Below are 24977 nucleotides of genomic sequence, written 5' to 3' on the forward strand. Positions count from 1 at the left end.
ATTTGGTTATAACATACCTGTAGTTTTACAGTGTGAAAACAGTTAGTGAAACAATTTCAGGAGCCAGCCATCTTACCTGTTCCAATTGCGGTAAAATATACAATATACACCAGCAGCAAACCTATGCATCCTGCTGCAATCAACCTTTATTTACCCAATATAATGGCATCCATCCTGCTAAAGAAAATTTAGTCAACCAACCCCATCATTTATGGCGCTATGCTGCCATGCTGCCCGTATTTGATGCAACCAACAGAATTAGCCTGGAAGAAGGATTTACACCCATGCATACCCTCCATAAATTTTCCGCAAAATATGCAGTAAACCGGCTTTATTTAAAAGATGAAGGTGTAAACCCAACAGGCTCTTTTAAAGCAAGAGGTTTAAGTGTTGCCATCTCTAAAGCAAAAGAACTGGGCATTGAACATTGCATTATACCAACGGCCGGTAATGCAGGTGGTGCCATGAGTGCCTATTGCGCAAAGGCAGGGATACAAGCTACGGTGGTCATGCCAAAATCGAGTGCCATGTTGATTAAAGAAGAGGTTCAAATGTTCGGTGCCAAATTGATTGAAGTAAATGGCTTTATTCATGATTGCGGAAAATTGGTACAACAAATAGCAGCCGAAACCGGCGCATTTGATATGAGCACCATGAAAGAACCTTATCGGTTAGAGGGCAAAAAAACCTTAGGTTATGAAATAGCCGAACAACTCAACTGGCAATTACCCGATGTCATTATTTATCCCACCGGTGGCGGTACCGGATTAATTGGTATGTGGAAAGCTTTTGCAGAGATGCAGCAAATGCAATGGCTCAATTCCTCCCAAAAGCCACGAATGGTTATTGTACAAACAGAAAATTGTAATCCCATGATACAAATGATTGAAAAAGGCAAAAAAAATGAATCCTTTCAACCAGGTTATTCAATTGCCAATGGTTTGGTTGTACCTACTCCTTTTGCAGAAAAAAGCATGTTGCGGGTTATTCATGAAAGCAAAGGCACCGGCGTTACCGTGTCTGAAAATGATATACAACAAGGTATTCGGGAAATAGCCCGAACTGAAGGTTTGTTACTTTCACCGGAAGGGGCTGCCGCCTTTGCAGGATTTAAAAAATTAGTAGAAAAAAATTGGATAGAAAGCCAGGAAAATGTTTGCATTGTGAATACCGGAAGCTGGTACAAATACCATTAACGGCTTATCAAAATCAACTATTTTGAAACTAAGTAATGTTTAAAGAAGATAGGCATTTGCTTAGTTTTGTTGCATGTATTTTTTTTTAAACAACTCGGCACTTCCTTTACCGGGATTAATTGCTCCCAAACGAATTGTTTCGCTGGTACCCTCGCAAACAGAACTATTATTCCATTTAGGATTAGAAAACGAAGTTGCAGGGATCACCAAATTTTGCATACATCCGGCACATTGGCGTAGCAGCAAAACAATAGTTGGTGGAACAAAAAAACTGAATCTTAAAAAAATAGAGCAATTATCTCCCGATTTAATTATTGCCAATAAAGAAGAAAATGAACAGTCGCAAATAGAAGATCTTAGCCATATTGCTCCGGTTTGCGTTACAGATATCAACAATTTGCAAGATGCCTGTTCTATGATATTGCAATTGGGTACTATTTGTAATAAAGCAGATCCTGCTAATATATTAGTGATGCAAATTCAACAAAAATTTGCGCAAATTGTAGCCATTACGCCTGCCTTAAAAACAGCCTACTTTATTTGGAACAGGCCATTTATGGTTGCTGCATCTAACACATTCATCAACGAAATGCTGATGCAATGCGGATTTGAAAATGTGTTTGCAGACCTCAACAGATATCCTGAAGTTTCAGCCGAACAAATAAAAGCAGCACAACCTCAATTAATACTACTTTCTTCAGAGCCTTATCCGTTTAAGGCAGAACATGTTCAATATTTTCAACAACTCATTCCATCTGCTTTGATATTACAGGTAGATGGGGAAATGTTTAGCTGGTATGGAAGCCGATTGCTGCAAAGTGCACCCTATTTTCAGGCACTTATTCACCAAATACAAAAAAAATAATAAGATGATTGAATGCTGTATAGCAATGCTAACAATTGTTTTTATGAACTATCAGTATCTTTGCCCAAGGATGAAAAAAAACGGTAGTATTGAAAGCATATTTATCATCCATAATACGTAAAAAAGAACGTTATACAAAATTGATTGAACAAACTAACCAACAACAAACCATTTAAAATGAAAAAGTATCAACCCGGAGTACTATTTGGCAATGCGCTTGCAGCATTATATCAGGATGCAAAAGAAAATAAATTTGCAATGCCGGCAGTAAACTGCATTGGCACCAATTCTATCAATGCAACTTTAGAAACAGCCGCAAAAGTAAATTCACCCGTAATCATTCAGTTTTCCAACAGTGGCGCTCAATTTATTGCAGGAAAAGGAATGCCCAACGATAATTATCAAGCCAATATTGCCGGAGCCATTTCTGGTGCATTACACGTACACAATGTTGCAAAATATTATGGTGTTCCGGTTGTTTTACATACCGACCATGCTGCAAAAAAATGGTTACCATGGGTAAGCGGATTAATTGATGCAGGCGAACAATTTTATAAAGAAAAAAAACAACCGCTTTTCAGTTCACACATGCTGGATCTTTCAGAAGAAGCATTAGATTATAACATTTCCACTTCAGTTGAATATTTTAAAAGAATGCAACCACTCGGTATGAGCCTTGAAATTGAGCTGGGTGTTACAGGTGGTGAGGAAGACGGTGTGGATAATTCAGATGTAGAAAACCACAAATTATATACTCAACCCGAAGAAATTGAACAGGCTTATGTAGCATTACATAAAGTAGGTAGCTTATTTACCATTGCTGCCGCATTTGGTAATGTGCATGGGGTTTACAGTCCGGGTAATGTTCATTTAAGGCCGGAAATTTTACACAACAGTCAGGTATACATTCAACAACAACTGCATACTGCCGAAAAACCGGTTTACTTTGTTTTTCACGGTGGCAGCGGCTCGCCCAAATCGCAAATACAAGAAGCGATAGGGTACGGTGTAATCAAAATGAATATTGATACCGATATGCAATGGGCCTTTTGGGAAGGTGTTTTAAATAATTACAAAAAGAACGAAGGCTATTTGCAAAGCCAGTTAGGCAACCCCGAAGGTCCAGACATGCCTAACAAAAAGCATTATGACCCACGTGTTTGGTTAAGAAAAGGAGAAGAAAACTTCATTCTCCGTTTACAGGAAGCATTTGAAGATTTGAATTGTATTAACCGAAATGCATAATTGAATAGCATTGCAGTAGCCACCTGAAATTCGGGTGGCTATTGTTGTTTTTAGGCCTGTAAACATATTTTATGTAAGATTGCCACAACCAAATAAGCACTGTTTCATGAAACAACCTTATTTTTGCTACCTTCACCCACCCGATTGAAGTACATACTATGCCCATGATTTACGTTTCCTTCTTCAGGCGGGATAAATATTTCATGGGCATTGTACGTAGCAAAAGCAGATATTAAAATGATAGCCATGAAAAAAGAATTTGAAGAAAATATAGAACAGAACCTTACCGGAGATGAAGATAAAATGAAAGATGACGAGAGCATTAAACGAAGTTGGTTTAAAAGAAGGAAAAAAGGAATTTTAACCTCTACAGCAGACAAAAAAGAAACCCCGGAAGGTTTATGGAGCAAATGCCCCAATTGTAACTATATATCTACCACAAAAGATTTAGAAGAAGAATTATACGTTTGTCCCAAATGTAACTATCATCACAGAATAGGAAGTGATGAATATTATGATATTTTATTTGATGAACAACAATTCGAGCCACTTTTCGACAATATTATCAGTAAAGATTTTTTAAACTTTACCGATTTAAAAAATTATCAACAACGTTTAGACGAAATCAGGTCAAAAACCAATTTAAAAGATTCGATGCGTGTGGCTGTGGGTGCAGTGAAGGGTAAAAAAATTGTAATAGCCTGTATGGATTTTGAGTTTATTGGCGGTTCATTAGGTAGTGTAATGGGCGAAAAATTCAGCAGAGCAGTTGATTATTGTATTGCACACCAATTACCTTACATGGTTATTTCAAAGAGTGGTGGTGCACGTATGATGGAAAGCGCATTCAGCCTGATGCAGTTAGCCAAAACAAGCGGCAAACTTTCGCAGCTTAGCAATGCCAAACTACCTTATATTTCATTGTTAACCGATCCCACATTTGGGGGTATTTCTGCCAGTTTTGGAATGCTGGGCGATTTAAACATTGCCGAACCGGGTGCTTTAATTGGTTTTGCCGGCCCAAGGGTCATAAAAGAAACCATAAAAAAAGACTTACCTGAAGGCTTTCAAAGAAGTGAATTCTTATTGGAACATGGTTTCCTCGATTTTATTATTGACCGGAAAAACCTGAAAGACAGAATTGCTGAATTAATTACACTGTTTAACAACTAACATCCATTATTTTACTGAATAGCATACCTGCTTTTACTGAACAAGCTTGCAAAAAGAAAGATAGATTATGGCGAAAGAAATGACCAACAGGCAGGCCTATTTTAACTACTATATTGAAGACAAGCTAGTAGCAGGTATTGTTTTACTGGGTACTGAAGTAAAAAGCATTAGAGAAGGAAAAGTTAGTTTTAATGATGCCTTTTGTGTTTTTGATCATGGTGAATTATGGCTTAGGGGTATTTATATTGCAGAATATAGATTGGGAACCCATAACAATCATTTGGCGGTACATGACAGAAAATTGCTATTGAAAAAAAGAGAATTGAAAAAATGGGAAATGAAGTTAAAAGACAAAGGTTATACCATCATTCCACTCCGCATATTTTTGAATGAAAAAAATCTGGTTAAAGTAGAAATTGGTTTGGCAAAAGGAAAAAAATTACACGATAAAAGAGACAGCATTAAACAAAAAGATGCAGAAAGAGAATTGAAAAGGTACCTGAAATAATTTCCTCAACTATATTTTCGCTGGGGTTTATCATCCGGCTCTTTTAATTGTTCCAATCTGCTTTCTTCCGTAGGATTATTGGTTAAAAGAACTGCAACACCCCATAAAACAACCGCAATAATGATAGAACCTGCTATTTCATCCCACTGCAGCCAATATCCCCACCATGCATAAATGGCAGCCCGTTGTGGCCTGGTAGTATCATAAATCACCGCAACTTTTTCTCCCTCCCGTAAATTGCGCAAAGAATACGCTGCATTTACATGATAATTTGATTTTCCGAGATCAAAACTTGCAAAGAGGGTTTGCCGGTGCGTAATACTATCTGTTTGCATATGAATGGTTCCAACCGTCATTTCACCATCAAAATAATCGGGCTGTCGGGTAAACAGCATATACAGCACCAATATAACTACATACAAAATAATGACAAGCTTATACAATAATTACTATTTAAATCTTCAAAAAAATAAATTCCAAAATTATAGTGAAAATAGAAAAGCCATTCTTTTTTTTATAGAAACCTCTAAATCATCATTACAAAATTTCTTATTCCTGCCCCACAAGCAATACCCTGAAGCTGCCCGGCAGCATTGCTGGTCTTTTTCCGGGTACAGATTTATGATCAATTGCTGCGGCAGGCAGAAAAATATGATGTGTTTTTTCGCTTACTGCAATGGTTCTGGCCGTTTTCATGGTTGGAATGGTATTCAACACCGCATAAGTATCTGCCGACACAATAGAAAGCATTCCATCTTGTCCGTTTGAAGCATATACCTGCCTCCAGGTTTTATCGAATGCAACCCCATCACAGCCGGCACCAATGGGTACCATTTTTTTTACAATGCCATTTCTGGCATCTACAACTGCCATCATTTTATTACCGCATCCGGCAAATAAAGTATGTGTGGCTGCATCATACACCAATCCCGTAGGTTCTTCTGCCGGGGCAATACTCCAATGATGCATTACTTGATTTGTAGCACCATCAATCAACACAATTTCACTTTTATCTTCAATATTTACATATAAATTTCCTTTTTCATCAGAAACTGCAGTTTCAGGTTTACCGCCAACAGGAATGGTAGCAATTACTGTATTGGTAAAAGGATCTATTACAGAAATATCTTTACTTCTTCCATTACAAGTATAAATTTTTTTGGTAATTTCATTATAAAAAATGGCATCAGGATTTTCACCGGTTGCAATAGAATCTTCTACTTTTAGTGTATTTAAATTAAACACATACACATTATTCAAACGTCCATTGCTGGTATAGCCCTTATTCAATGCATTTACAAAAGCAACACCATGTACCCCAATTGTGTTTGGAATAATCCCAATGGAATCACCCGATACTGCATTTAACACATTGACTTGTATACCGTGTGAAACAAATAAACGTTGGGTTGCATCATGAATGGCTATATAATCCCACCCGCCTGTACTTTTAATGGAATATGCTTTCAGTACCTTTAAATGTGTATGTTGTGCCATACCTAAGTTGAAAAAAAATAAGATGGCAATAACAATACCTCCTAATTTTACAGAAAATTTATTTTTGCGGTGATTTAAAACAATTGGGAAATTCATATCTTGTAATTTGTTGTAAAAATCAGATTTTACAATTGATTTATCTAATCCATTTTAAAAAAGCAGAAATAAATTTTCATAAATACAGACTTATTGAAAATTTTAAAATTTATTTTATTTTCGTGTCAATATGAAGAAAATTGAATTGGAAATTGTTGCTTTATCTCACAGCATTACACAAACACATTCGTATGCAGTTGTTTTAGGTGAAGTGAATGGTTTGCGAAGACTGCCCATTGTAATTGGCGGTTTTGAAGCACAGGCCATTGCTGTTGCATTAGAGCATATGAAACCCAGCCGTCCGTTAACACATGATCTCATGAAAAACTTCATGAATGCATTTAACATTGAATTACAGGAAGTGATTATTAATGATTTACAGGAAGGAATTTTTTACTCCAATCTGGTATGTTTTACTGAACACGATACCATTGAAATTGATAGCAGAACCAGCGATGCACTAGCTTTAGCCGTTCGGTTTGGCTGCCCCATTTATACTTATGAACACATTTTACAAAATGCAGGTATTTTAATGGATGATACCGCATCAGAACCGAAAAAAATGGAGGCAGTTGGTGTGGAAGACAACAGCAATGTTTCTGAAAATGATTTATCTAAAATGGGGCTTGAGGAATTGCACCAATTATTAAAGGAAGTGTTAGACCACGAAGATTATATAAAAGCCATAGCCATTCGTGATGAAATAAACAGGAGAAAATAAATCAACATACAATTGCGCTTTCAAAAAAACTAAATCAATGGTTGTTTTTCCAAATTGTAAAATCAATTTAGGTTTATACATTACAAAAAAAAGGGAAAACGGCTTTCATGATATAGCTACCATTTTTTATCCTATTCAATGGAAGGATGCTTTAGAAATCATTCCAAACAATGCAGCTTCGGATAATTCTATACATTTCACAACGTCTGGTTTACCAATACCGGGCAATCAGGAAAATAATTTATGCATCAAGGCTTATGAATTATTAAAGAACGATTTCCCAAAAATCCCTCCCATTCACTTGCATTTACACAAAGCCATACCTATGGGTGCAGGTTTGGGTGGCGGTAGTTCAGATGCAGCAGCGGTTTTATGCCTGCTGAATGAATATTTTGAATTGAATATTACCCAACATCAGTTAAGTAAATATGCTTTACAATTAGGTAGTGATTGTCCTTTTTTTATTTTCAATCAACCCGCCCTGGCTACCGAAAGAGGTGAAACCTTGCAACCCATTCACCTGCATTTAGAGGCTTACAGCATTGTTTTGTTGCACCCGTCTATTCATATCAGCACAGCCTGGGCATTTCAGCAAATAAAGCCACAACTGCCCGAAACAGATTTGTTGTATGCCATTGACCAACCGATTGAAGCATGGCCAAACCAACTTTTTAATCAATTTGAAGCGCCGGTTTTTAAAGCCTATCCGCAATTAGAGCAATTAAAAATGGAATTGTATGCTAATGGCGCATTATATGCAGCCATGAGCGGCAGTGGCAGTACCCTTTATGGCATATTTAAAAAAGGAACCATTCCAAAGCTAAACATACCGAAAAACACTTTGGTTAAAATTGCATAAATATTTTTTTCAAAGCAATTTTGCCACTGAAAATAAATTTCCCGGTTTAAATTCATGCTTCAATCTAAAAAAAATATTACAAAAAAATCCGGAGCCATTTCACAGCATCAATATCAATTGTACATGAAGAAAATACTTTTAGCCATTTATTCTGTTTATGCGCTCATTGTATTCATTATATTAATGTTCTTTGCATTTCCCTTTGTAGCCATTGCTTCTTTTTTTGGTAAAGAAGGAGGTGATGGGGTGTATACAATTGCCAAATTGTGGGGCATTATTTGGTACGTATTGATTGGCATACATCATAAAAATTATTATGAATTAACCTCTACACAAAAAAGGCAATATATTTTTGTGGCCAACCACTCCTCGTACATGGACATCCCTGCTTTGGTGCGGTGTATGCAACAACCCTATAGGGTATTGGGCAAATATGAAATGGTTAAAATTCCCGTTTTTGGTTTTATTTATAAATGTGCCGTGATTTTGGTTGACAGAAGCAGTGCAGAAAAAAGAGCCAAAAGTTTTCAGGAATTGAAACATGCATTAACACAGGGCCTTTCTATTTTTATTTTTCCGGAAGGAACCTTTAATGAAACAGGAAAACCGCTGAAAGAATTTTATGATGGCGCATTTAGGATAGCCATTGAAACCCAAACACCCATTCAACCTATTATTTTTTTAGATACTATTAAACGATTGCCTCCTGAACATTTATTGCAACTAACACCCGGTAAAAGTCGCGCTATTTTTCTGGAACCCATTGAAGTAAGCAACTATACCACAACAAATGATATTAATATATTAAAAAAAATAGTGTATCAAAAAATGGAGGCTGCAATTGTGCAATACAGAACACATCCACCAATGTTCTAACCATGAAATCGCATAAATGAATTAACTTTATTGTTTCCAGATGAGATATTTTTTATGAAACGCTAAAAGTAACAGCGAGGAAAAGCCATGAGTGAATTTGATCCATCAAATAATATTCCGTTCTCTTCTATCCCATTGGTTTATTGTGATGTAATTATTCCAATAAACCTACCCAACACATATACCTGGGAGGTTCCGGAACACATTCAAAATACCATACAAATTGGCATTCGTGTAGAGGTTTCATTGCGGAATAAAAAATATGCAGGCATTGTAAAAAGAATTCATCACAAAAAGCCGGAATTATTTCAACCCAAACCCATTATTAATATTTTAGATGAAAACCCCATACTTTATCCCATACAACTGCAATTCTGGGAATGGATGGCACAATATTATTTGTGCAGCGAAGGCGAAGTAATGCAGGCTGCTTTACCTGCACATTTAAAATTAAGCGGCGAAAGCATTGTTATATGGAATGAAGGTTTTGAAATGGATAGTACACAGCTAACAGACGATGAATTTTTGGTTGCAGAAGCATTGGAAATTAGAAAAGAATTGCGTTTGCAGGAAATACAACAAATTTTATCCTCCAATCATGTTTATCCGGTCATCAAAAAATTGATCGATAAAAAAGCATGCTTTATTTGGGAAACACTGCAGGAAAAGTACCGTCATAAAACTGAAACTTACATTACACTTCAACCACAGTACCAGGCTGAAGCAGACCTGGAAAAATTATTGAATGAATGGAATAAAGCACCCAAACAATTGGAATTGCTGCTGGCTTATATACATTTATCCGAAACCGAAGGGGAAGTTACACAAAGCAATTTACTCAAAAAATCAGGTGCAACTGCTGCACAGTTAAAGGCTTTGATTGAGAAAGGAATTGTTCAGGCACAGAAAAGGTCGGTAGACAGAATCAGGCAATTGCCCCAAAACATTTATATAGATTTTACATTATCTATAGCACAACAACAAGCACTCAATTCCATTCAAAAAAATTGGGAAGAAAAACAGGTTTGTTTGCTGCATGGGGTAACCTCCAGTGGCAAAACTCAAATCTATATTCAATTAATAAAAGAAGCTATTGATGCGGGCAGGCAAATATTATATTTATTACCCGAAATTGCCTTAACAGCACAAATCATCAGAAGATTGCAAAAAAATCTGGGCGGATATATTGCGGTATATCACTCAAAATTTAATGCGAATGAAAGAGTTGAAATATGGAATAAAGTAAAAAATGGTGAAATTGCTGTAGTATTAGGTGCACGATCGGCTTTAATGCTGCCCTTTAAAAATTTGGGATTAATTATTGTTGATGAAGAACAGGATTCCAGTTTTAAACAACAGGATCCTGCACCACGATATCAGGCAAGAGATGCTGCTATATTCTTTGCATCGTTATGTAAAGCAAAAGTATTGTTGGGAAGTGCAACTCCATCTATTGAAACCTATTATAATTGTAAACAGGGTAAATATGGTTTAGTAGAATTATTGGAAAGATTTGGTGATGTAGCCTTACCAAAAATTCAAATAGTAGACATCAAAAAAGCAATGGCAGAACAAAAAGGAAAAGTAGCATTCAGTGCAGCATTAGTAAACCAATTGCAACAAACACTCATTGAAAAAAAACAAGCTATTATTTTTCAAAACCGGAGAGGCTATTCTCCTTATTTAATGTGCCAAACCTGCGGCTGGATTCCGCAATGTAAACACTGTGCCGTTACCCTTACCTACCATAAAGCTAAAAACACGTTAGTATGTCATTATTGCGGAAGCAATTACCCGGTAATGCAAACCTGTGTTGTATGCGGCAGCCATGCATTTACACAGAAAAATTTTGGAACAGAAAAAATAGAAGAATTACTGGCAGAAGCTTTGCCTACCGCTAAAATAGCCAGGATGGATTTGGATTCAGTAAAAGGAAAAAATGATCATGACACACTGATTAAACAATTTGAACAACACAAAATTGACATTTTAGTGGGTACGCAAATGGTAGTAAAAGGTTTAGATTTTGAAAATGTGCAATTAGTTGGAATTATTGACGCAGATAGTATTTTAAACTTTACTGACTTTCGGGTAAATGAACGTGCCTTTCAATTAATGGAACAGGTAAGCGGTCGTTCAGGCAGAAAAGATGGTAACGGCATTGTATTGGTGCAGGTAAGCAATACACATCATCCTGTATTGGCTTTTGTGCAGCAACACCAGTATGAAGCTTTATATCAATTCGAGATTGAGAGCAGGAAAGTCTATCACTATCCACCCTATTCAAGATTAATTAAACTAATATTCAAACATAAAGACAATCCGATAGCGAAACAGGCATCTTTTGCAATGCTACAATTATTAGACCCTACTTTTCATCCTTATATCAATGGGCCTGCAGTACCTGTAATAGAACGCATCCGAAATCAATATATTTGGGAAATACTATTAAAGCTACCCAAAAACCAAACCATCATTTCACAATGCAAACAAGCTATTATGCAGTATTCAGGAACCATTCAGGCACAAAAACAATTTAGAAGTGTACAAATAATTGTGGATGTAGATCCATACTAAATGCGCATTTATTTAAAACTTAATACACCAATAATGCCATACACAGAGCATTAAAAATTTATTAAACTCACCTGTTTATAAATAGGATTGGTAGTGTAGAAAATGCTAAATACTTTTACAACTTTTTAAAGCCATACTAAAACCCTCTCAAAATGATTAAAGCCGTATTTATAGATATTGATGGAACATTATTAAAAAGCGACCATACCGTTAGCGAAGTCACCATTCAAACCATTAAACAGTTGCAGGAAAAAAATGTGTTGGTGGTATTGGTTTCTGCAAGGCCACTGCATGGTATTTTACCCATTAGTAAAATTGTTGGATTAGAAACTGCACCCACCATTAGTTTAAACGGTTCTTACATAGCGCAAAACAATAAAGTTATTTTTCAATCTTCCATATCCACATCGGTTACATTAGCATTGCATGATGCAGTACAACCCTACCATGTAACAACACTTTATTATCAGGAAAACAATTGGTTTGCAGAAAACAGTTCACAATATACCATAGCTGAACAAAAAATTACCGATGTTCCGGTAACCATTCAGCCGCTTTCGCATACAATTGAACAATGGAACCGCGAAAACACAGGACCTAATAAAATTATGATGATTGCTGATGCAACCACCATTCAAACCATTCAGGAAAAACTGAAACCATTATTTGCTGAAACCTTAAATATGTTTACCTCTAAACCCATTTATTTGGAAGCCATGCAAAAAGATGCTTCTAAAGCAAAAGCGGTATTACAATTAATTCAGGAATATCATATTACAACTGATGAAATTATTGCAATTGGTGATAATTTTAATGACCTGGAAATGATTGAAATGGCCGGTACCGGCATTGCAATGGGTAATGCACCGGATGCAGTAAAAGCAGTAGCAAAATATGTTACTGACACCAACAACAATGATGGTGTGGCTAAAGCCATTCAACATTTTTTAAACCAATGGTTCTAACCATTAAAATACAAGTATAATCTATCAATTTTTTATGCAAATCAGTCGCAATATTTCACTACAACCCTATAACACATTTGGTATTGAAGCATTAGCTGAAAATTTTGCAGTAATTGAAACCATTGAAGATATTGCAACAATATCTAAACTAACAAAGCAATACCAAGAATGGCATCTACTGGGTGGCGGCAGTAATATATTATTTATAGATAATTTAAGCGGACTTACCCTCTACAATCAAGTTAAAGGAATTTTCATTGTTCAGGAAGATGAAACCACAGTTTTGATAAAAGCATTTGCCGGTGAAAAATGGAATGATTTGGTTCAATTTTGTTTGCAACACAATTTTGCAGGGGTAGAAAATTTAAGTTTAATTCCCGGAAGTGTGGGAGCTGCTCCTATTCAAAATATTGGGGCTTATGGAGTTGAATTAAAAGATGTATTGGAGTATGTGGAAGCCTATCATTTAGATAAACACGAAACAGAAATCTTTTCAAATAAAGCATGCCGGTTTGGCTATAGAGACAGTATTTTTAAGCAACAATATAAAAACCGTTTATTAATTGTAGCCATTACACTTCGTTTAAATAAAATACCCAAATTGGTAATTGGGTACGGAAGTTTGCAACAGCAATTAGAAAAAATGGGCATTGTAAAACCCACTATTCAACAAGTAGCGGAAGCTGTAAATATAATTAGAACGAATAAATTACCAGACCCCGCTAAAATTGGGAATGCCGGCAGTTTTTTTAAAAACCCCACTATCTCAAAATTCAGGCTACATGTATTGAGTGAGCAATATGCTGATATTCCCGGTTTTGCTTTAGATGAAATGAATTTTAAAATTTCTGCTGCCTGGCTGATAGAACAAGCCGGGTGGAAAGGAAAGCGGGAAGGAAATGTTGGGTGCAACCCATTACAACCATTGGTGATTGTAAACTATGGCGGTGCAACAGGAAAAGAAATTTACAATTTTTCAGAAGCCATTATTCAATCGGTAAAACAAAAATTCGGAATTGAATTAGAACGGGAAGTCAATATCTGGTAAGCATTTACCGAATAATCAATACCGAACCGGAACGCAGCGGTGTTCCGTTATTTAAGTTGATGATGTAATAGTAGGTGCCTATCGGTACCGGCTTGTCGTTATAGGTGCCATCCCAGGGTTTACCATAACCTATTGTATGAAAAATCATTTGCCCGTTTCTATCAAATACACTTACATCTGCTGTAGGATAAGTATATAGGTCTTTTATTTCCCAAAAATCATTAATACCATCACCATTGGGCGAGAATGCATTGGGCACACTTATTTTATTATACACCCTTATAAATGTTTTACTGACAGCTTCGCCACAACCCTGCTGCGATACTACATGAAGTGTATAAGTAGTATCTTTAATGGGATAAACCACCGGATCCAAAATATTCGTATTTGAAATATTATAATCCGGAGTCCAGAAATACTGAATGTCATCACCTGCAGCACTTCCATTCAATTGTACCTGATCTCCTTCAAAAATGGTAAAGCTTTTACCCGCTGCTGCCACCGGTAAATGTAAAATATTCACCATTACACTGTCGGTTCGGTTGCAATTACCATTGCTTACCGTTAAATAATACATGGTACTATCGGCAGGCGTTGCAGTGGGTTGTGGTATGGTATCAGAAGATAAATTAGCAGCAGGCACCCATTTGTATTTTTCTCCCCCACTTCCTCTTAACACAACACTACTGCCTGCACAAACCGTTTGCGAAGAACCTGCATTAGCCAACGGTATGGGGCTTACGCTTACAAAAACTGAATCGGTATTGGTACATCCCAAAGCAGTAGTAGTATTTACATAATAGTAACCTTCATTTTGATTGGTTAATGGAAAGATAGAGAAGGATGGTTGTGTTGTTTGAAAACCGGAAGGACCTGACCATAGAAATTGATTACCGGCGCTACTGGCAGATACCTGTAACTTATCGCCCAAACAAGCAGCATTATTGGTTTGTATGGAAATGGAAGGCTTAGGTTCAACCCCAATGGCATAGGCATTAGAAGCCACTCTGCATGCCGGCAGTTGAATATTATTACCCTGTGCTACCACAACGCGGTATTGATAATTTCCTGCAGGTGTTGGCAAACGAACATAATTGTTGTTATTAGCTCCTGCAATATCCTGCCAGTTTCCATTTACATAAGTTTGCCATTGGTATTGGGTATTATTAAAGCCGGAAGAAACGGTACTATTCAGTAAAATATTTCGCTTGTCGGTATCACAAATATTGGTATTAGTAGTTTGGCCATTATTGGTAACAGTAATTAAGGGGCCACAAGGTCTAAAAGTAATATCATCCAAAGCCAAATCATTACCACAGCCACCAGGTGCATTATTACGCATACGAATCACCACATTACTGGTATTATTAGGCGTTGAAAAATAAAAACCATATTGCCGCCATAATGGTGTAATGGAAGTAGGAATATCGCCTGTTGAGTATTGTTGCAATACTGTGCCGGTTGTTGTTTCAATACTAAAGGTAACATTAGCTAAAATTGGATTGCCATTGCATGCAATACCTGTATTTAAATTCAATACCCACGATGCAAACTCATAGGTTGTGCTGCCGCATAAACCCTTTACGGTATCTACATAAAAATCGCCGGGATCATAAGATGCGTTGATGAGCATCATATAACCATTTACATCATTGGAAGTATGGTCTTCAGTTAAACGAAACCAGGTATTGCCAAAACAACCATTGGTAGCATTTGCAATGGTATAATAGCCGTCTTTCGGACAATCGTTCGGAACATAAATATAATTGGTAACACCAAAGGGCAAGGCAGTACCCGGATTATTGCCGTTGCCAAAAGTGATGTTGATAACAGGATCACCCAAACTGCCCGAACACAATTGTGCATGTAACCCACCGGCAAGTAATGTAAAAAAAATAAAATATACAATCTGTTTGATGGGCACGAAAAATTTTATTTATATGCAAATTTGCATTATTAATTAAAATCATCCTCATTCAAATCGTCATCATCTCCAAAATTCATTGCATTTAAATTCATGATACTACCCATTAAATCTTTAAACTCAATTTTTCCATCCAGCATTTTCTTACTAATGAGCGAATAGCCTGCCAGCCCATGCAATACAAATTCCATCAATAGTGCATTTTCTTTTTCATTGGCATAATGAAAATATTTTTTTATCAAAGCATACAAACCATCCACTTTGTATAATTCTGCAATTTTTTCACTATCTTTCATATCTGTCAATAGATCTATATGGTTACCTGCATCAAACCAACGGATAATGGCTTTATAGGGATTTTCTTCTGTTTTTTCTTCCGTTGATTTTTTACCGGCGGGCTTTTTCTTTTTTAACATTTCCGGGTTAGGGAAGTATTGAATAAACTGGCTACGGATTGCTCTGTCAATTAAATTCAGTGCAACCTGATAGGGCCCTTCCTGTTCACCTTCATAAACCAATTCAATTTTACCTGTGATAGAAGGAATGGTTCCCATTAAATCACTAATCCATACTTGTGTATGTTTTTCATTAAAAATAATAGCACGTCTTTCAGCGCTGCTTATTGCATTTTCAAAAGCGGCAATGGTTAAACGGGCACTCACCCCACTTTTTTTATCAACATATTCATTGTTTCTTGCTTCAAATGCAATTTGTTCCAATAATCGTTTCATTAAATCGCTAACGCTAACTTTTTCAACCTGTTCGGGTAAAATTGCAGCCTCCTGTTCGGTAATGGCCAATGCGGTTTCAATATTTTTAGGATAATGGGTTAAAATCTGGCTTTGTATTCTGTCTTTTAACGGTGTAACAATGCTGCCGCGGTTAGTGTAATCCTCCGGATTTGCGGTAAAAACAAATAAAATATCCAGTGGCATTCTTAATTTAAAACCGCGTATTTGGATATCGCCTTCTTCTAATATATTGAACAAAGAAACCTGGATGCGTGCCTGTAAATCAGGAATTTCATTGATGACAAAAATACCCCTGTTACTTCTAGGAATGATACCATAATGAATCACTCTTTCATCCGCAAAATTCAATCGAAGATTGGCCGCTTTAATAGGGTCAATATCACCAATTAAATCTGCAACACTTACATCAGGAGTTGCTAATTTCTCACCATATCTTTCAGATCGATGTAACCAGACAATGGGCATATCATCTCCATATTCTGCTAACTGATCTTTGGCATATTTGCTGATGGGGTGCAGTGGATTATCATTAATTTCACTACCTGCAACTACTGGAATATATTCATCCAGCAATTGCACCATCTGCCGGGCAATTCTGGTTTTGGCCTGCCCTCTTAACCCTAAAAATAAGATATTGTGGCGCGATAATAACGCCCGTTCTGTATCTGGTATTACCGTATCTTCATAGCCATAAATACCGCTGAATGGATTTTCTTTGGAATGAATTTTAGCAATTAAGTTTTGCCGAACTTCTTCTTTTACTGATTTAGAAATGTAAGCTGATTTTTTAAGAGCACCAAGTGTTGTAATTTTTTTATAATCTGTCATCTGCTATTTTTTTCCTATTGTATGAAATCAATTAATATAATGTTTTGTTTTTCCCACTTTCAAAGTCTTTAAAAATAAAGGCACCCAGTTTATCTAATCCTGCAAAGAATGCCTTACCCTGATTCATTTCGGTAAACTCCTGCACAAATTTTTGCAAATAAGGGTCAGATGCAATCATAAAAGTGGTAATTGGAATTTTTAATTTTTTACACTGAGCAGCAAGATTAATGCAGCGATTTAAAATTTTTCGGTCTATCCCAAAACTATTTTTATAATATTTTTTCCCAACTTTTAAACAGGTGGGTTTTCCATCGGTAATCATGAAAATTTGTTTATTCGGATTCTTTCTTCTGCGCAATAAATCCATCGCAAGTTCCAATCCTGCAACGGTATTGGTGTGGTATGGGCCTACCTGCAAATAGGGCAAATCTTTTATTTCCACCGTCCACGCATCATTGCCAAATACAACAATATCTAAAGTATCTTTTGGGTATTTGGTAGTAATCAATTCGCTTAATGCCATGGCTACTTTTTTGGCCGGTGTTATTCTGTCTTCTCCATATAAAATCATGGAGTGAGAAATATCAATCATTAATACGGTAGAAGTTTGCGTTTTAAAATCGGTTTCTCTGATTTGCAAGTCATCTTCATACATTGAAAAACTTTCAATACCATGATTGATTTGTGCATTGCGAATACTTTGTGTAAAATCAATTTGCTCTAACATATCTCCAAACTGAAATGGGCGGGTTTCGGGATTAATCTCATCGCCCTGTCCGGGTTTGAAAGTAGTGTGGTTGCCTGATTTAGATTTTTTTAATTTTCCGAAAATTTCTTCCAGACTTTTTTTACGAATAGTTTGTTCACTTTTAGAAGTAATTTTAAAACTACCGGTAACTGTATTTTCTTCCAAATAACCATTTTGTTTCAATTCTTCAATAAAATCGCCCATACCATATTCGGGATTGGTAAGCTGATATTGTTTATCTAACTCATTCATCCATTGCAATGCTTCTGCAGCATCACCATTGGTATAAGTGAGTAACTGCATGAAAATATTGAGCAATTGTTCAAAAATTGATTGCTGATTTTCGGAAGGATTGAACCCGATAAAACGATGACCTTGCATGTGTTGTAAACTACTTAAAAAAACGTTACAAAAATATTAATACATGTAAATGATTCTCATCTAAAAGCCCCATCAGAATACTATCTATTATGAATTAACAATTTAAAAGTAATATAGTTAAAAAAAGACCGGCTTTTGGAGCGGTCTTTTCAATTTATTTAAAAGAATCAATCTATTTTTGGGGTACGGCTTGTTTTAACTTCCCGCTATCCATTCCGGGTAATTTTCCATTTTCCAGTACCGGTAATTTAGGATTGTACATTTCTTTTAACTGTTCTAATGCTTTCAAATAGCTTTCGGCTGTTTGTTTATCATCGGCCATATTTTCTGCATTATTTCCCGATAAACTGTTGTAGAACATAATTTGCTGTTCTAAATCTTTTTTAACGGAAGCGCTCACTTTTGCGGCCAGGGTAGTATCGCCGGCACGGTAACAGGCATCTAAGAATTGTAATGAAATTCTATCATGGTAATTAGCTCTGCTTACCATACCATAAGGGAAGTTTTCCTGTAACATTCCCTTATCTGCTTTTTCCAATACTTCTCTGGCTTCCGCTTTACGGCCTTTATCGGCCAAATCGCTGGCTAATTCGGCATAAGCCTGACGGATGGTTAGTAAATGCCTTCTGTTTTCTTCATCAAAATAAACATTCTTTACATCAGCACCACCAAATGCAAATTTATGCAACAAGTTATTTTCCATGGTATCGGTATTGATGTATTGGTTCTCAACAGGAACCAGTCTATACGATAAGCCATCCTTTCTTAAATACTTTTGGAAACCCAAGTCGCTGAAGTAGCCGGTAAAGTAAATGGGGCGTTTCCATTTATTGGCTGCGATGATATTCAGCATGGCAATATCATTCTTCATTAAAGTGCCACGTGGTATTTCAAAACGAAGTTCTGAAACAACTGTATCTCCCGGGTTAACGGTACCGTTTTTATGCACCAATGCTGTATCAACCGGAATTGATACTTTGCGAACCGGGAAAGTATTGATAACATCTCCACCACCACGATCCACCATTTTATCGGGATCATTACTGCCCACATAATTCTTCATTAAATCGTACAAATCATAATAACGATCTTGCGGAATGTTGGGTTTGGGTTGGTATACAATATAATCACGCTTTCTGCCTTCAATTTGATCAGCAGTATATATTACATCAATGGGATTACTCTCATTAATTTTATAACGCAACTCATTAATATACCAGTCAATGCCCAGCAGACTATAGTTAATAACACGAATGTCTTTTCTGATTCCTTCCACCTCTTGTGCATACCAAAGCGGATAGGTATCATTATCACCAAAAGTGAATAAAATGGCATTGGGTGCACAACTTTCCAAATAATCTTTGGCCAAATCTCTGGCTAAAGTTTTTCTGCTCCTGTCATGATCATCCCATTCCTGTTGCGCCATTACGGTAGGTACGGCTAATAAACATAGTAAGGTAGCGAGAATAGCGGCAGTTGATTGTGGTAATTTTTTACTGAACCATTCAATCACCTTCATAACACCCAACCCAATCCATACAGCAAATGCATAAAAACTGCCAACATATGCATAATCTCGTTCACGAGGCTGATTACCTGCCTGATTCAGATAAATAATAATGGCAATACCGGTAAAGAAGAATAATAAAAAGTTGCTGATAGCATCAGCCCCTCTTTTTTTGAAATGGTAGAATAACCCAATTAATCCTAAAATAAAGGGTAATGCGAAAAGTGTATTATGGCCTTTACTGTTTTTAATGCTATCGGGCAATAAACTTTGGTTACCATAAATCAGGTTATCAATAAAATTAATGCCCGTAATCCAGTTCCCATCTCTAACATTTCCAATAAATACGCCCTGTACATCATCTTGTTTGCCAATAAAATTCCAAGCAAAATAGCGGAAATACATCCAATAAAACTGGTATTGCACTAAAAAGCGGAAATTATCTAATTGATTTGGAGTTCTGTCATATTGTACTTGTCCGTTTTTATCCCTGTATTTCTGTATGCCTAAAAAACTGGCATAGTAATCGGCATGATATTGATCGTTACTGGCATCCCAAACACGGGGAAATACCATTTTATCATCGGGCATGTACACATAATGACCATCACGACCAATAGTCACGTATTTATCCTTCCCTTTTTGGTATTTCATAGCCCCTTCTTTATAATCAACAGGGCTGGCAGTAAATTTTTGTCCGTATAACAATGGAAAATCACCATACTGATCGCGACCCAGATAACCAACCAGACTTAAAGGATTGTCTACATTATACATATCAATGGCAGGATTGGCATTACTGCGAATCATAGTAGTTAAATAAGTACTGTAACCCAATAAAACAAATGTAAAGCACCACAAAGCCAATCGTAAATACGCCCAGTTTTTCTTTTGTGCAAAACGCAATCCCCACCAAATTAATCCGACTAATGCAATAAAAAAGAAAGTAAATCCGCTAAAAAATGGCAAGCCTAAATTGTTCACGAAAATCCGGTCAAATACACCGGCATATTTAATAGAATATTGAATTACAAATATTTGTACCACACCTGTTAAAATACAGCCGATCAGGAAAAAGATATAAATGCCTGCATAATATTCTTTTTTCTCTTTGTAAATTTTTTCTATTAAATACAAAATACCAATGGCAGCCAGTGTACCTACAATCATTAAAGCTGCAACCGTATTATCGGCAGGAACATTATCACTTGCATCGGCAGATGCGCCAATTAAAGCAGCAATAAATGCTAAAAAGCCACCGGCAATAACCAATATTAAAAACCATTTGCGAATAGCTTTAAAATTAAACTGCTCTCTTCTGCGGAAATAATAAACCATTACCACTGCAGGAATATTGAGTAAACACAACAAGTGTACACCAATAGATAATCCAATTAAAAAGAAAATCAATACTAACCAGCGATCAGCACCAGGTTCATCGGCAACGTTATCCCATTTTAAAATAGCCCAGAAAACGATTGCACTAAAAAATGAACTCATCGCATATACTTCACCTTCCACGGCACTGTACCAGAAGGAATCGGTAAATGTATAGGCCAATGCCCCCACTACACCTGCACCCATAATACTCCATATTTGAGTGGTAGTCATTGTATCATTTACACCAACTTTGGCAATTCTTCTGGCAAAATGCGTAATGGTCCAAAATAAAAACAAAATAGTAAATCCACTGGCCAATGCACTCATTACATTCACTGCTTTAGCAGCTGTAAGTGGGTTGTTACCAAATAAAATAATGAAAAGGCGCCCCAACATCACAAATAAAGGAGCTCCGGGTGGATGCGGGATCTGTAACTTGAAGCTGCTACTTACAAATTCGCCACAATCCCAAAAGCTGCCATTCGCTTCAGTAGTTAGCACATAAACAGTACAGGCAATTAATGCAACTGCCCAGCCTACCAAATTATTGGTCTTTTTAAAATTCATGGGTTTCTATTTTTTTAGAGCGGAGCAAACATAGCTTTTTAATAGGAAAATTTAAAATGCTTTGTATAATACATGCTACTTTATTATGAAATTTAGGTTTAAATAGTTTGAATGGATGTTTTTATACTGAAAAAAATGCACTTACCACACAACTTTTAGTTTTGAACACAATGAGTTTTAACATATTATTTTTAACCTGAGAGATGGGAATAGCACGAAACATTACTATTTTATTACATTAAAACTAAACAAAAGAGTGGTAATGAAGAGTAATGATAACCCCGAAATGAAAACAATATCTGCAATATTTTCGTAGAACTGACTTCTTTCTGTTTTATTTCGGATAGAAATGAACGATAAAATACAACTGGCCATAAATAACACAATGGCAATGGTGGTAACTTCATCAATAAAAGTTTTATCTGAAATATTCATCACTTTTAAAGACGCCAGTAGAATAAAACAAATACCCAATAAATTAGAAGATGCATTGAGAATATGTGGTGATTTTTCACTGTTACTCACTAAAAACTGATTTATATCAAAGCAAATTAAGCTATTTTGAACTTTAATAAAAAGTTATTTATCGCCATTCTAACAATACAATGAGAGGCTGATTGCAGTATAAAACACCTGAAGAAAAATATTTCCGGCAGCTTATATTTGCGGCATGGAAAAGCAGCGCTCGGTAGCCTTACACACATTAGGCTGTAAATTAAATTTTTCTGAAACCTCTACCCTCTCCAGAAGGCTGGAGCAGGAAGGTTTCCAAAAAAAATCGTTTGATGACATAGCGGATGTTTATGTCATTAACACCTGTTCAGTTACTGATAATGCTGATAAAGAGTGTCGGCAAATTGTGAGAAGAATACAACGGAAAGCGCCGGATAGTTTTGTAGTGATTATTGGTTGTTATGCTCAATTAAAACCGAAAGAAATTGCTGACATACCCGGGGTAGATTTGGTGTTAGGCGCAGCAGAAAAATTCAATATTGTGCAACATATTGAACAACTTACAAAAAACACCGGATCTGCTACCATTTACAGTTGTGATATAGAAACTGTATCCGGATTTAATGCAGCATTCTCTATCAACGATCGCACCCGCACTTTTTTGAAAGTACAGGATGGATGTGATTATAACTGTTCATTTTGTACCATCCCTATGGCCAGAGGCATTAGCCGAAGCGATACCATTGCTTCCGTAATTAAAAATGCTGAAGCCATTGCCGCAAGTGGTATTAAGGAAATTGTGTTAACCGGTGTTAATTTGGGCGATTTTGGGAAAGGGCCGGATGGCAAAAAGAAACAGGAGAATTTTTTTCAGTTAATTCAGCAATTAGATCATATTGAAGGAATTGAAAGATTTAGAATTTCTTCTATTGAGCCCAATTTGCTATCTAACGAAATTATTCAGTTTGTTGCAGGCAGCAAAAAATTCATGCCGCATTTTCATATTCCATTACAAAGTGGAAGTGATAACGTTCTCGGATTGATGCGCCGCCGTTACAAAAGAGAAATATATCGTGAAAAAGTTCAGGAAATTAAAACCCTGATGCCGCATTGTGCCATTGGTGTAGATGTTATTGTGGGTTTTCCCGGCGAAACGAATGAAGCCTTTCATGAAACACACCAGTTTTTGCATGAATTAGACGTGAGTTACCTGCATGTATTTACCTATTCAGAAAGGCCCAATACTTTAGCCATAACAATGGATGGCATTGTTCCCATACACATTAGAAATGAAAGGAATAAAATTTTACGTAACTTATCCTTTAAAAAATTACAATACTTTATCGCCCAACAAAGTGGTGCCAAACGAAAAGTATTGTTTGAAGATGCTGAAAAGAATGGCATGATGGAGGGCTATACCGATAATTATATCCGCATACAAACACCTTACAGAAAAGAATGGGCCAATCAAATTGTTGATTGGGAAATATAAAAACCATAAGCTGATAGATACACTTGCATTCTGCGTATGGTTATTATTGAATAACAGGCAAATTATATCAGCTCAATTACCATGGCACTTGCCCCTCCACCACCATTGCATATACCCGCTGCTCCAATTTTACCCTGATGTTGCTTTAAAACGTTCAATAATGTAACAATAATTCTCGCACCACTGCAACCCAACGGATGCCCTAATGATACTGCACCACCATGTACATTTACTTTTGATGCATCTAATCCCATTTTTTGGATATTCACCAAACCTACTACTGAAAAAGCCTCATTAATTTCAACAAAATCAATATCCTTCATGGTTAAACCGGCTTTTGCAACAGCTTTAGGAACTGCCAGACTGGGTGTGGTTGTAAACCATTCCGGCGCCTGTTCTGCATCAGCATAAGAGCGAATGATAGCCAATGGTTTTATACCCAATGCATCTGCCTTTTCTTTACTCATTAATACCACTGCTGCGGCACCATCATTCATGGTAGATGCGTTGGCAGCCGTAACGGTACCCTCTTTTTGAAAGGCCGGTTTTAAAGAAGGTATTTTATCGAATTTAACGTTAAAAGGTTCTTCATCTTTATCAATAATAACAGGATTGCCATTGCGCTGCGGTATGCTTACCGGCACAATTTCATCAAAAAATTTACCTTCCTGTATGGCAGCCTGACTTCGATGATAGCTTTCCATAGCAAATGCATCCTGTTCACCTCTTGAAATATGGCATTCTTTGGCACATAGCTCAGCTGCATTACCCATGGCATAATTATGGTAAACATCCACCAGTCCGTCTTTGGCCAAACCATCTATTAAAGTACTATCACCATATTTGTTACCCCAACGCATATTGGGTACATAGAATGGAACGTTACTCATGCTTTCCATTCCGCCTGCCACTACCACATCAGCATCGCCCAATAAAATATCCTGAACACCTTGTGCAATAGCCTTCATACCACTGGCACAAACTTTATTTACAGTAGTACAAACCACTTTGGGTGGCAAACCTGCAAATATAGCAGCCTGCCTTGCCGGTGCCTGGCCAACATTGGCTTGTAATACATTCCCCATATAAACATGTTCCACCGTATCGGGGGCAATGCCTGTTTTTTCAACTGCAGCTTTAATAGCAATGGCACCTAATTGTGTGGCAGATAACGACTTTAAACTTCCACCAAAGCTACCTATCGGCGTTCTTATAGCCGATACAATGTATACTGTTCTTTTTTCCATGTTGCAATATTTGCACAAAGATACAATTAGCTAACAAGCGTTAGTAAATAAATCATAAAAATTTTGAACCTC

The 24977-nt window shown here is 36.6% G+C and carries 20 protein-coding genes; 12 read left to right on the forward strand and 8 right to left on the reverse strand.

The genetic code is table 11. From position 1 onward, the window contains the following. Positions 1-32 precede the first annotated feature (32 nt). The 5 genes from AC3QLY_RS13800 (at position 33) to smpB (ending at position 4987) form a co-directional block, all read left to right on the forward strand. Positions 33-1196: a threonine synthase gene (locus tag AC3QLY_RS13800; protein ID WP_492989883.1), complete on the forward strand. Its 1164-nt coding sequence runs from the start codon at positions 33-35 to the stop codon at positions 1194-1196. Between the two features lie 73 nt (positions 1197-1269). Continuing rightward, positions 1270-2061, forward strand: coding sequence for an ABC transporter substrate-binding protein (locus AC3QLY_RS13805; RefSeq protein WP_492989884.1), 792 nt, complete (start codon positions 1270-1272; stop codon positions 2059-2061). A gap of 177 nt (positions 2062-2238) precedes the next feature. Next, positions 2239-3306 carry a class II fructose-bisphosphate aldolase gene (gene fbaA / locus AC3QLY_RS13810; protein ID WP_218330395.1) on the forward strand — a complete coding sequence of 356 codons (1068 nt, stop codon included), beginning with the start codon at positions 2239-2241 and terminating at the stop codon, positions 3304-3306. 246 nt (positions 3307-3552) lie between these two features. Further along, positions 3553-4479 carry an acetyl-CoA carboxylase, carboxyltransferase subunit beta gene (gene accD / locus AC3QLY_RS13815; protein WP_081299098.1) on the forward strand — a complete coding sequence of 309 codons (927 nt, stop codon included), beginning with the start codon at positions 3553-3555 and terminating at the stop codon, positions 4477-4479. Positions 4480-4546: 67 nt separating this feature from the next. Further along, on the forward strand, positions 4547-4987 hold the full coding sequence (smpB, locus tag AC3QLY_RS13820; protein WP_074417891.1) for an SsrA-binding protein: 441 nt from the start codon (positions 4547-4549) through the stop codon (positions 4985-4987). A 5-nt stretch (positions 4988-4992) separates the two neighbouring features. Here the strand turns inward: smpB and AC3QLY_RS13825 are convergent, their stop codons facing one another. Together AC3QLY_RS13825 and AC3QLY_RS13830 are read right to left on the reverse strand one after the other, a co-directional pair. Further along, entirely contained in the window at positions 4993-5430 is a 438-nt protein-coding gene (locus AC3QLY_RS13825) for a DUF3592 domain-containing protein (protein ID WP_288096084.1), read from the reverse strand. 106 nt (positions 5431-5536) lie between these two features. After that, the gene (locus tag AC3QLY_RS13830) at positions 5537-6580 is read right to left on the reverse strand and encodes a YncE family protein (protein ID WP_218330393.1); all 1044 of its coding nucleotides are present in this window, start codon (positions 6578-6580) and stop codon (positions 5537-5539) included. Positions 6581-6710: 130 nt separating this feature from the next. Here AC3QLY_RS13830 and AC3QLY_RS13835 point away from each other — a divergent pair, with 130 nt between their 5' ends. The 6 genes from AC3QLY_RS13835 (at position 6711) to murB (ending at position 13626) form a co-directional block, all read left to right on the forward strand. After that, on the forward strand, positions 6711-7301 hold the full coding sequence (locus AC3QLY_RS13835) for a bifunctional nuclease family protein (RefSeq protein WP_068241142.1): 591 nt from the start codon (positions 6711-6713) through the stop codon (positions 7299-7301). A 37-nt stretch (positions 7302-7338) separates the two neighbouring features. After that, positions 7339-8160: a 4-(cytidine 5'-diphospho)-2-C-methyl-D-erythritol kinase gene (ispE, locus tag AC3QLY_RS13840; protein ID WP_492989885.1), complete on the forward strand. Its 822-nt coding sequence runs from the start codon at positions 7339-7341 to the stop codon at positions 8158-8160. 54 nt (positions 8161-8214) lie between these two features. Further along, positions 8215-9036, forward strand: a complete 822-nt coding sequence (locus AC3QLY_RS13845; RefSeq protein WP_288071239.1) for a lysophospholipid acyltransferase family protein — start codon at positions 8215-8217, stop codon at positions 9034-9036. 87 nt (positions 9037-9123) lie between these two features. Continuing rightward, positions 9124-11613, forward strand: a complete 2490-nt coding sequence (gene priA / locus AC3QLY_RS13850; protein ID WP_288096076.1) for a replication restart helicase PriA — start codon at positions 9124-9126, stop codon at positions 11611-11613. A 152-nt stretch (positions 11614-11765) separates the two neighbouring features. Next, positions 11766-12578, forward strand: a complete 813-nt coding sequence (locus tag AC3QLY_RS13855) for a Cof-type HAD-IIB family hydrolase (protein ID WP_218330389.1) — start codon at positions 11766-11768, stop codon at positions 12576-12578. Positions 12579-12612: 34 nt separating this feature from the next. Next, on the forward strand, positions 12613-13626 hold the full coding sequence (gene murB / locus AC3QLY_RS13860) for a UDP-N-acetylmuramate dehydrogenase (protein ID WP_492989886.1): 1014 nt from the start codon (positions 12613-12615) through the stop codon (positions 13624-13626). A gap of 4 nt (positions 13627-13630) precedes the next feature. Here murB and AC3QLY_RS13865 read toward each other — a convergent pair whose 3' ends face one another. The 5 genes from AC3QLY_RS13865 to AC3QLY_RS13885 form a co-directional block, all read right to left on the reverse strand. Further along, positions 13631-15550 carry a T9SS type B sorting domain-containing protein gene (locus AC3QLY_RS13865; RefSeq protein ID WP_492989887.1) on the reverse strand — a complete coding sequence of 640 codons (1920 nt, stop codon included), beginning with the start codon at positions 15548-15550 and terminating at the stop codon, positions 13631-13633. 32 nt (positions 15551-15582) lie between these two features. Then, positions 15583-17130 carry a sigma 54-interacting transcriptional regulator gene (locus tag AC3QLY_RS13870; protein ID WP_075051674.1) on the reverse strand — a complete coding sequence of 516 codons (1548 nt, stop codon included), beginning with the start codon at positions 17128-17130 and terminating at the stop codon, positions 15583-15585. Between the two features lie 31 nt (positions 17131-17161). Continuing rightward, positions 17162-18259 (reverse strand): vWA domain-containing protein, encoded by a 1098-nt coding sequence (locus tag AC3QLY_RS13875; RefSeq protein WP_218330386.1) that lies wholly within the window; start codon positions 18257-18259, stop codon positions 17162-17164. 172 nt (positions 18260-18431) lie between these two features. After that, on the reverse strand, positions 18432-21713 hold the full coding sequence (locus AC3QLY_RS13880) for a glycosyltransferase family 117 protein (protein ID WP_492989888.1): 3282 nt from the start codon (positions 21711-21713) through the stop codon (positions 18432-18434). A 225-nt stretch (positions 21714-21938) separates the two neighbouring features. Beyond that, entirely contained in the window at positions 21939-22238 is a 300-nt protein-coding gene (locus AC3QLY_RS13885; RefSeq protein WP_074419592.1) for a hypothetical protein, read from the reverse strand. A gap of 145 nt (positions 22239-22383) precedes the next feature. On the opposite strand from AC3QLY_RS13885, the gene mtaB reads away from it, so the two are divergent. Continuing rightward, positions 22384-23658, forward strand: coding sequence for a tRNA (N(6)-L-threonylcarbamoyladenosine(37)-C(2))-methylthiotransferase MtaB (gene mtaB, locus AC3QLY_RS13890; protein WP_074419593.1), 1275 nt, complete (start codon positions 22384-22386; stop codon positions 23656-23658). Between the two features lie 62 nt (positions 23659-23720). On the opposite strand, the gene AC3QLY_RS13895 is transcribed toward mtaB, so the two are convergent. Beyond that, a complete protein-coding gene (locus AC3QLY_RS13895) occupies positions 23721-24905 on the reverse strand; it encodes an acetyl-CoA C-acyltransferase (RefSeq protein ID WP_074419594.1) in 1185 nt (394 codons plus the stop codon). Positions 24906-24977 lie beyond the last annotated feature (72 nt).

The sequence above is a fragment of the Hydrotalea sp. GW822-HT8A01 genome (assembly GCF_058798575.1).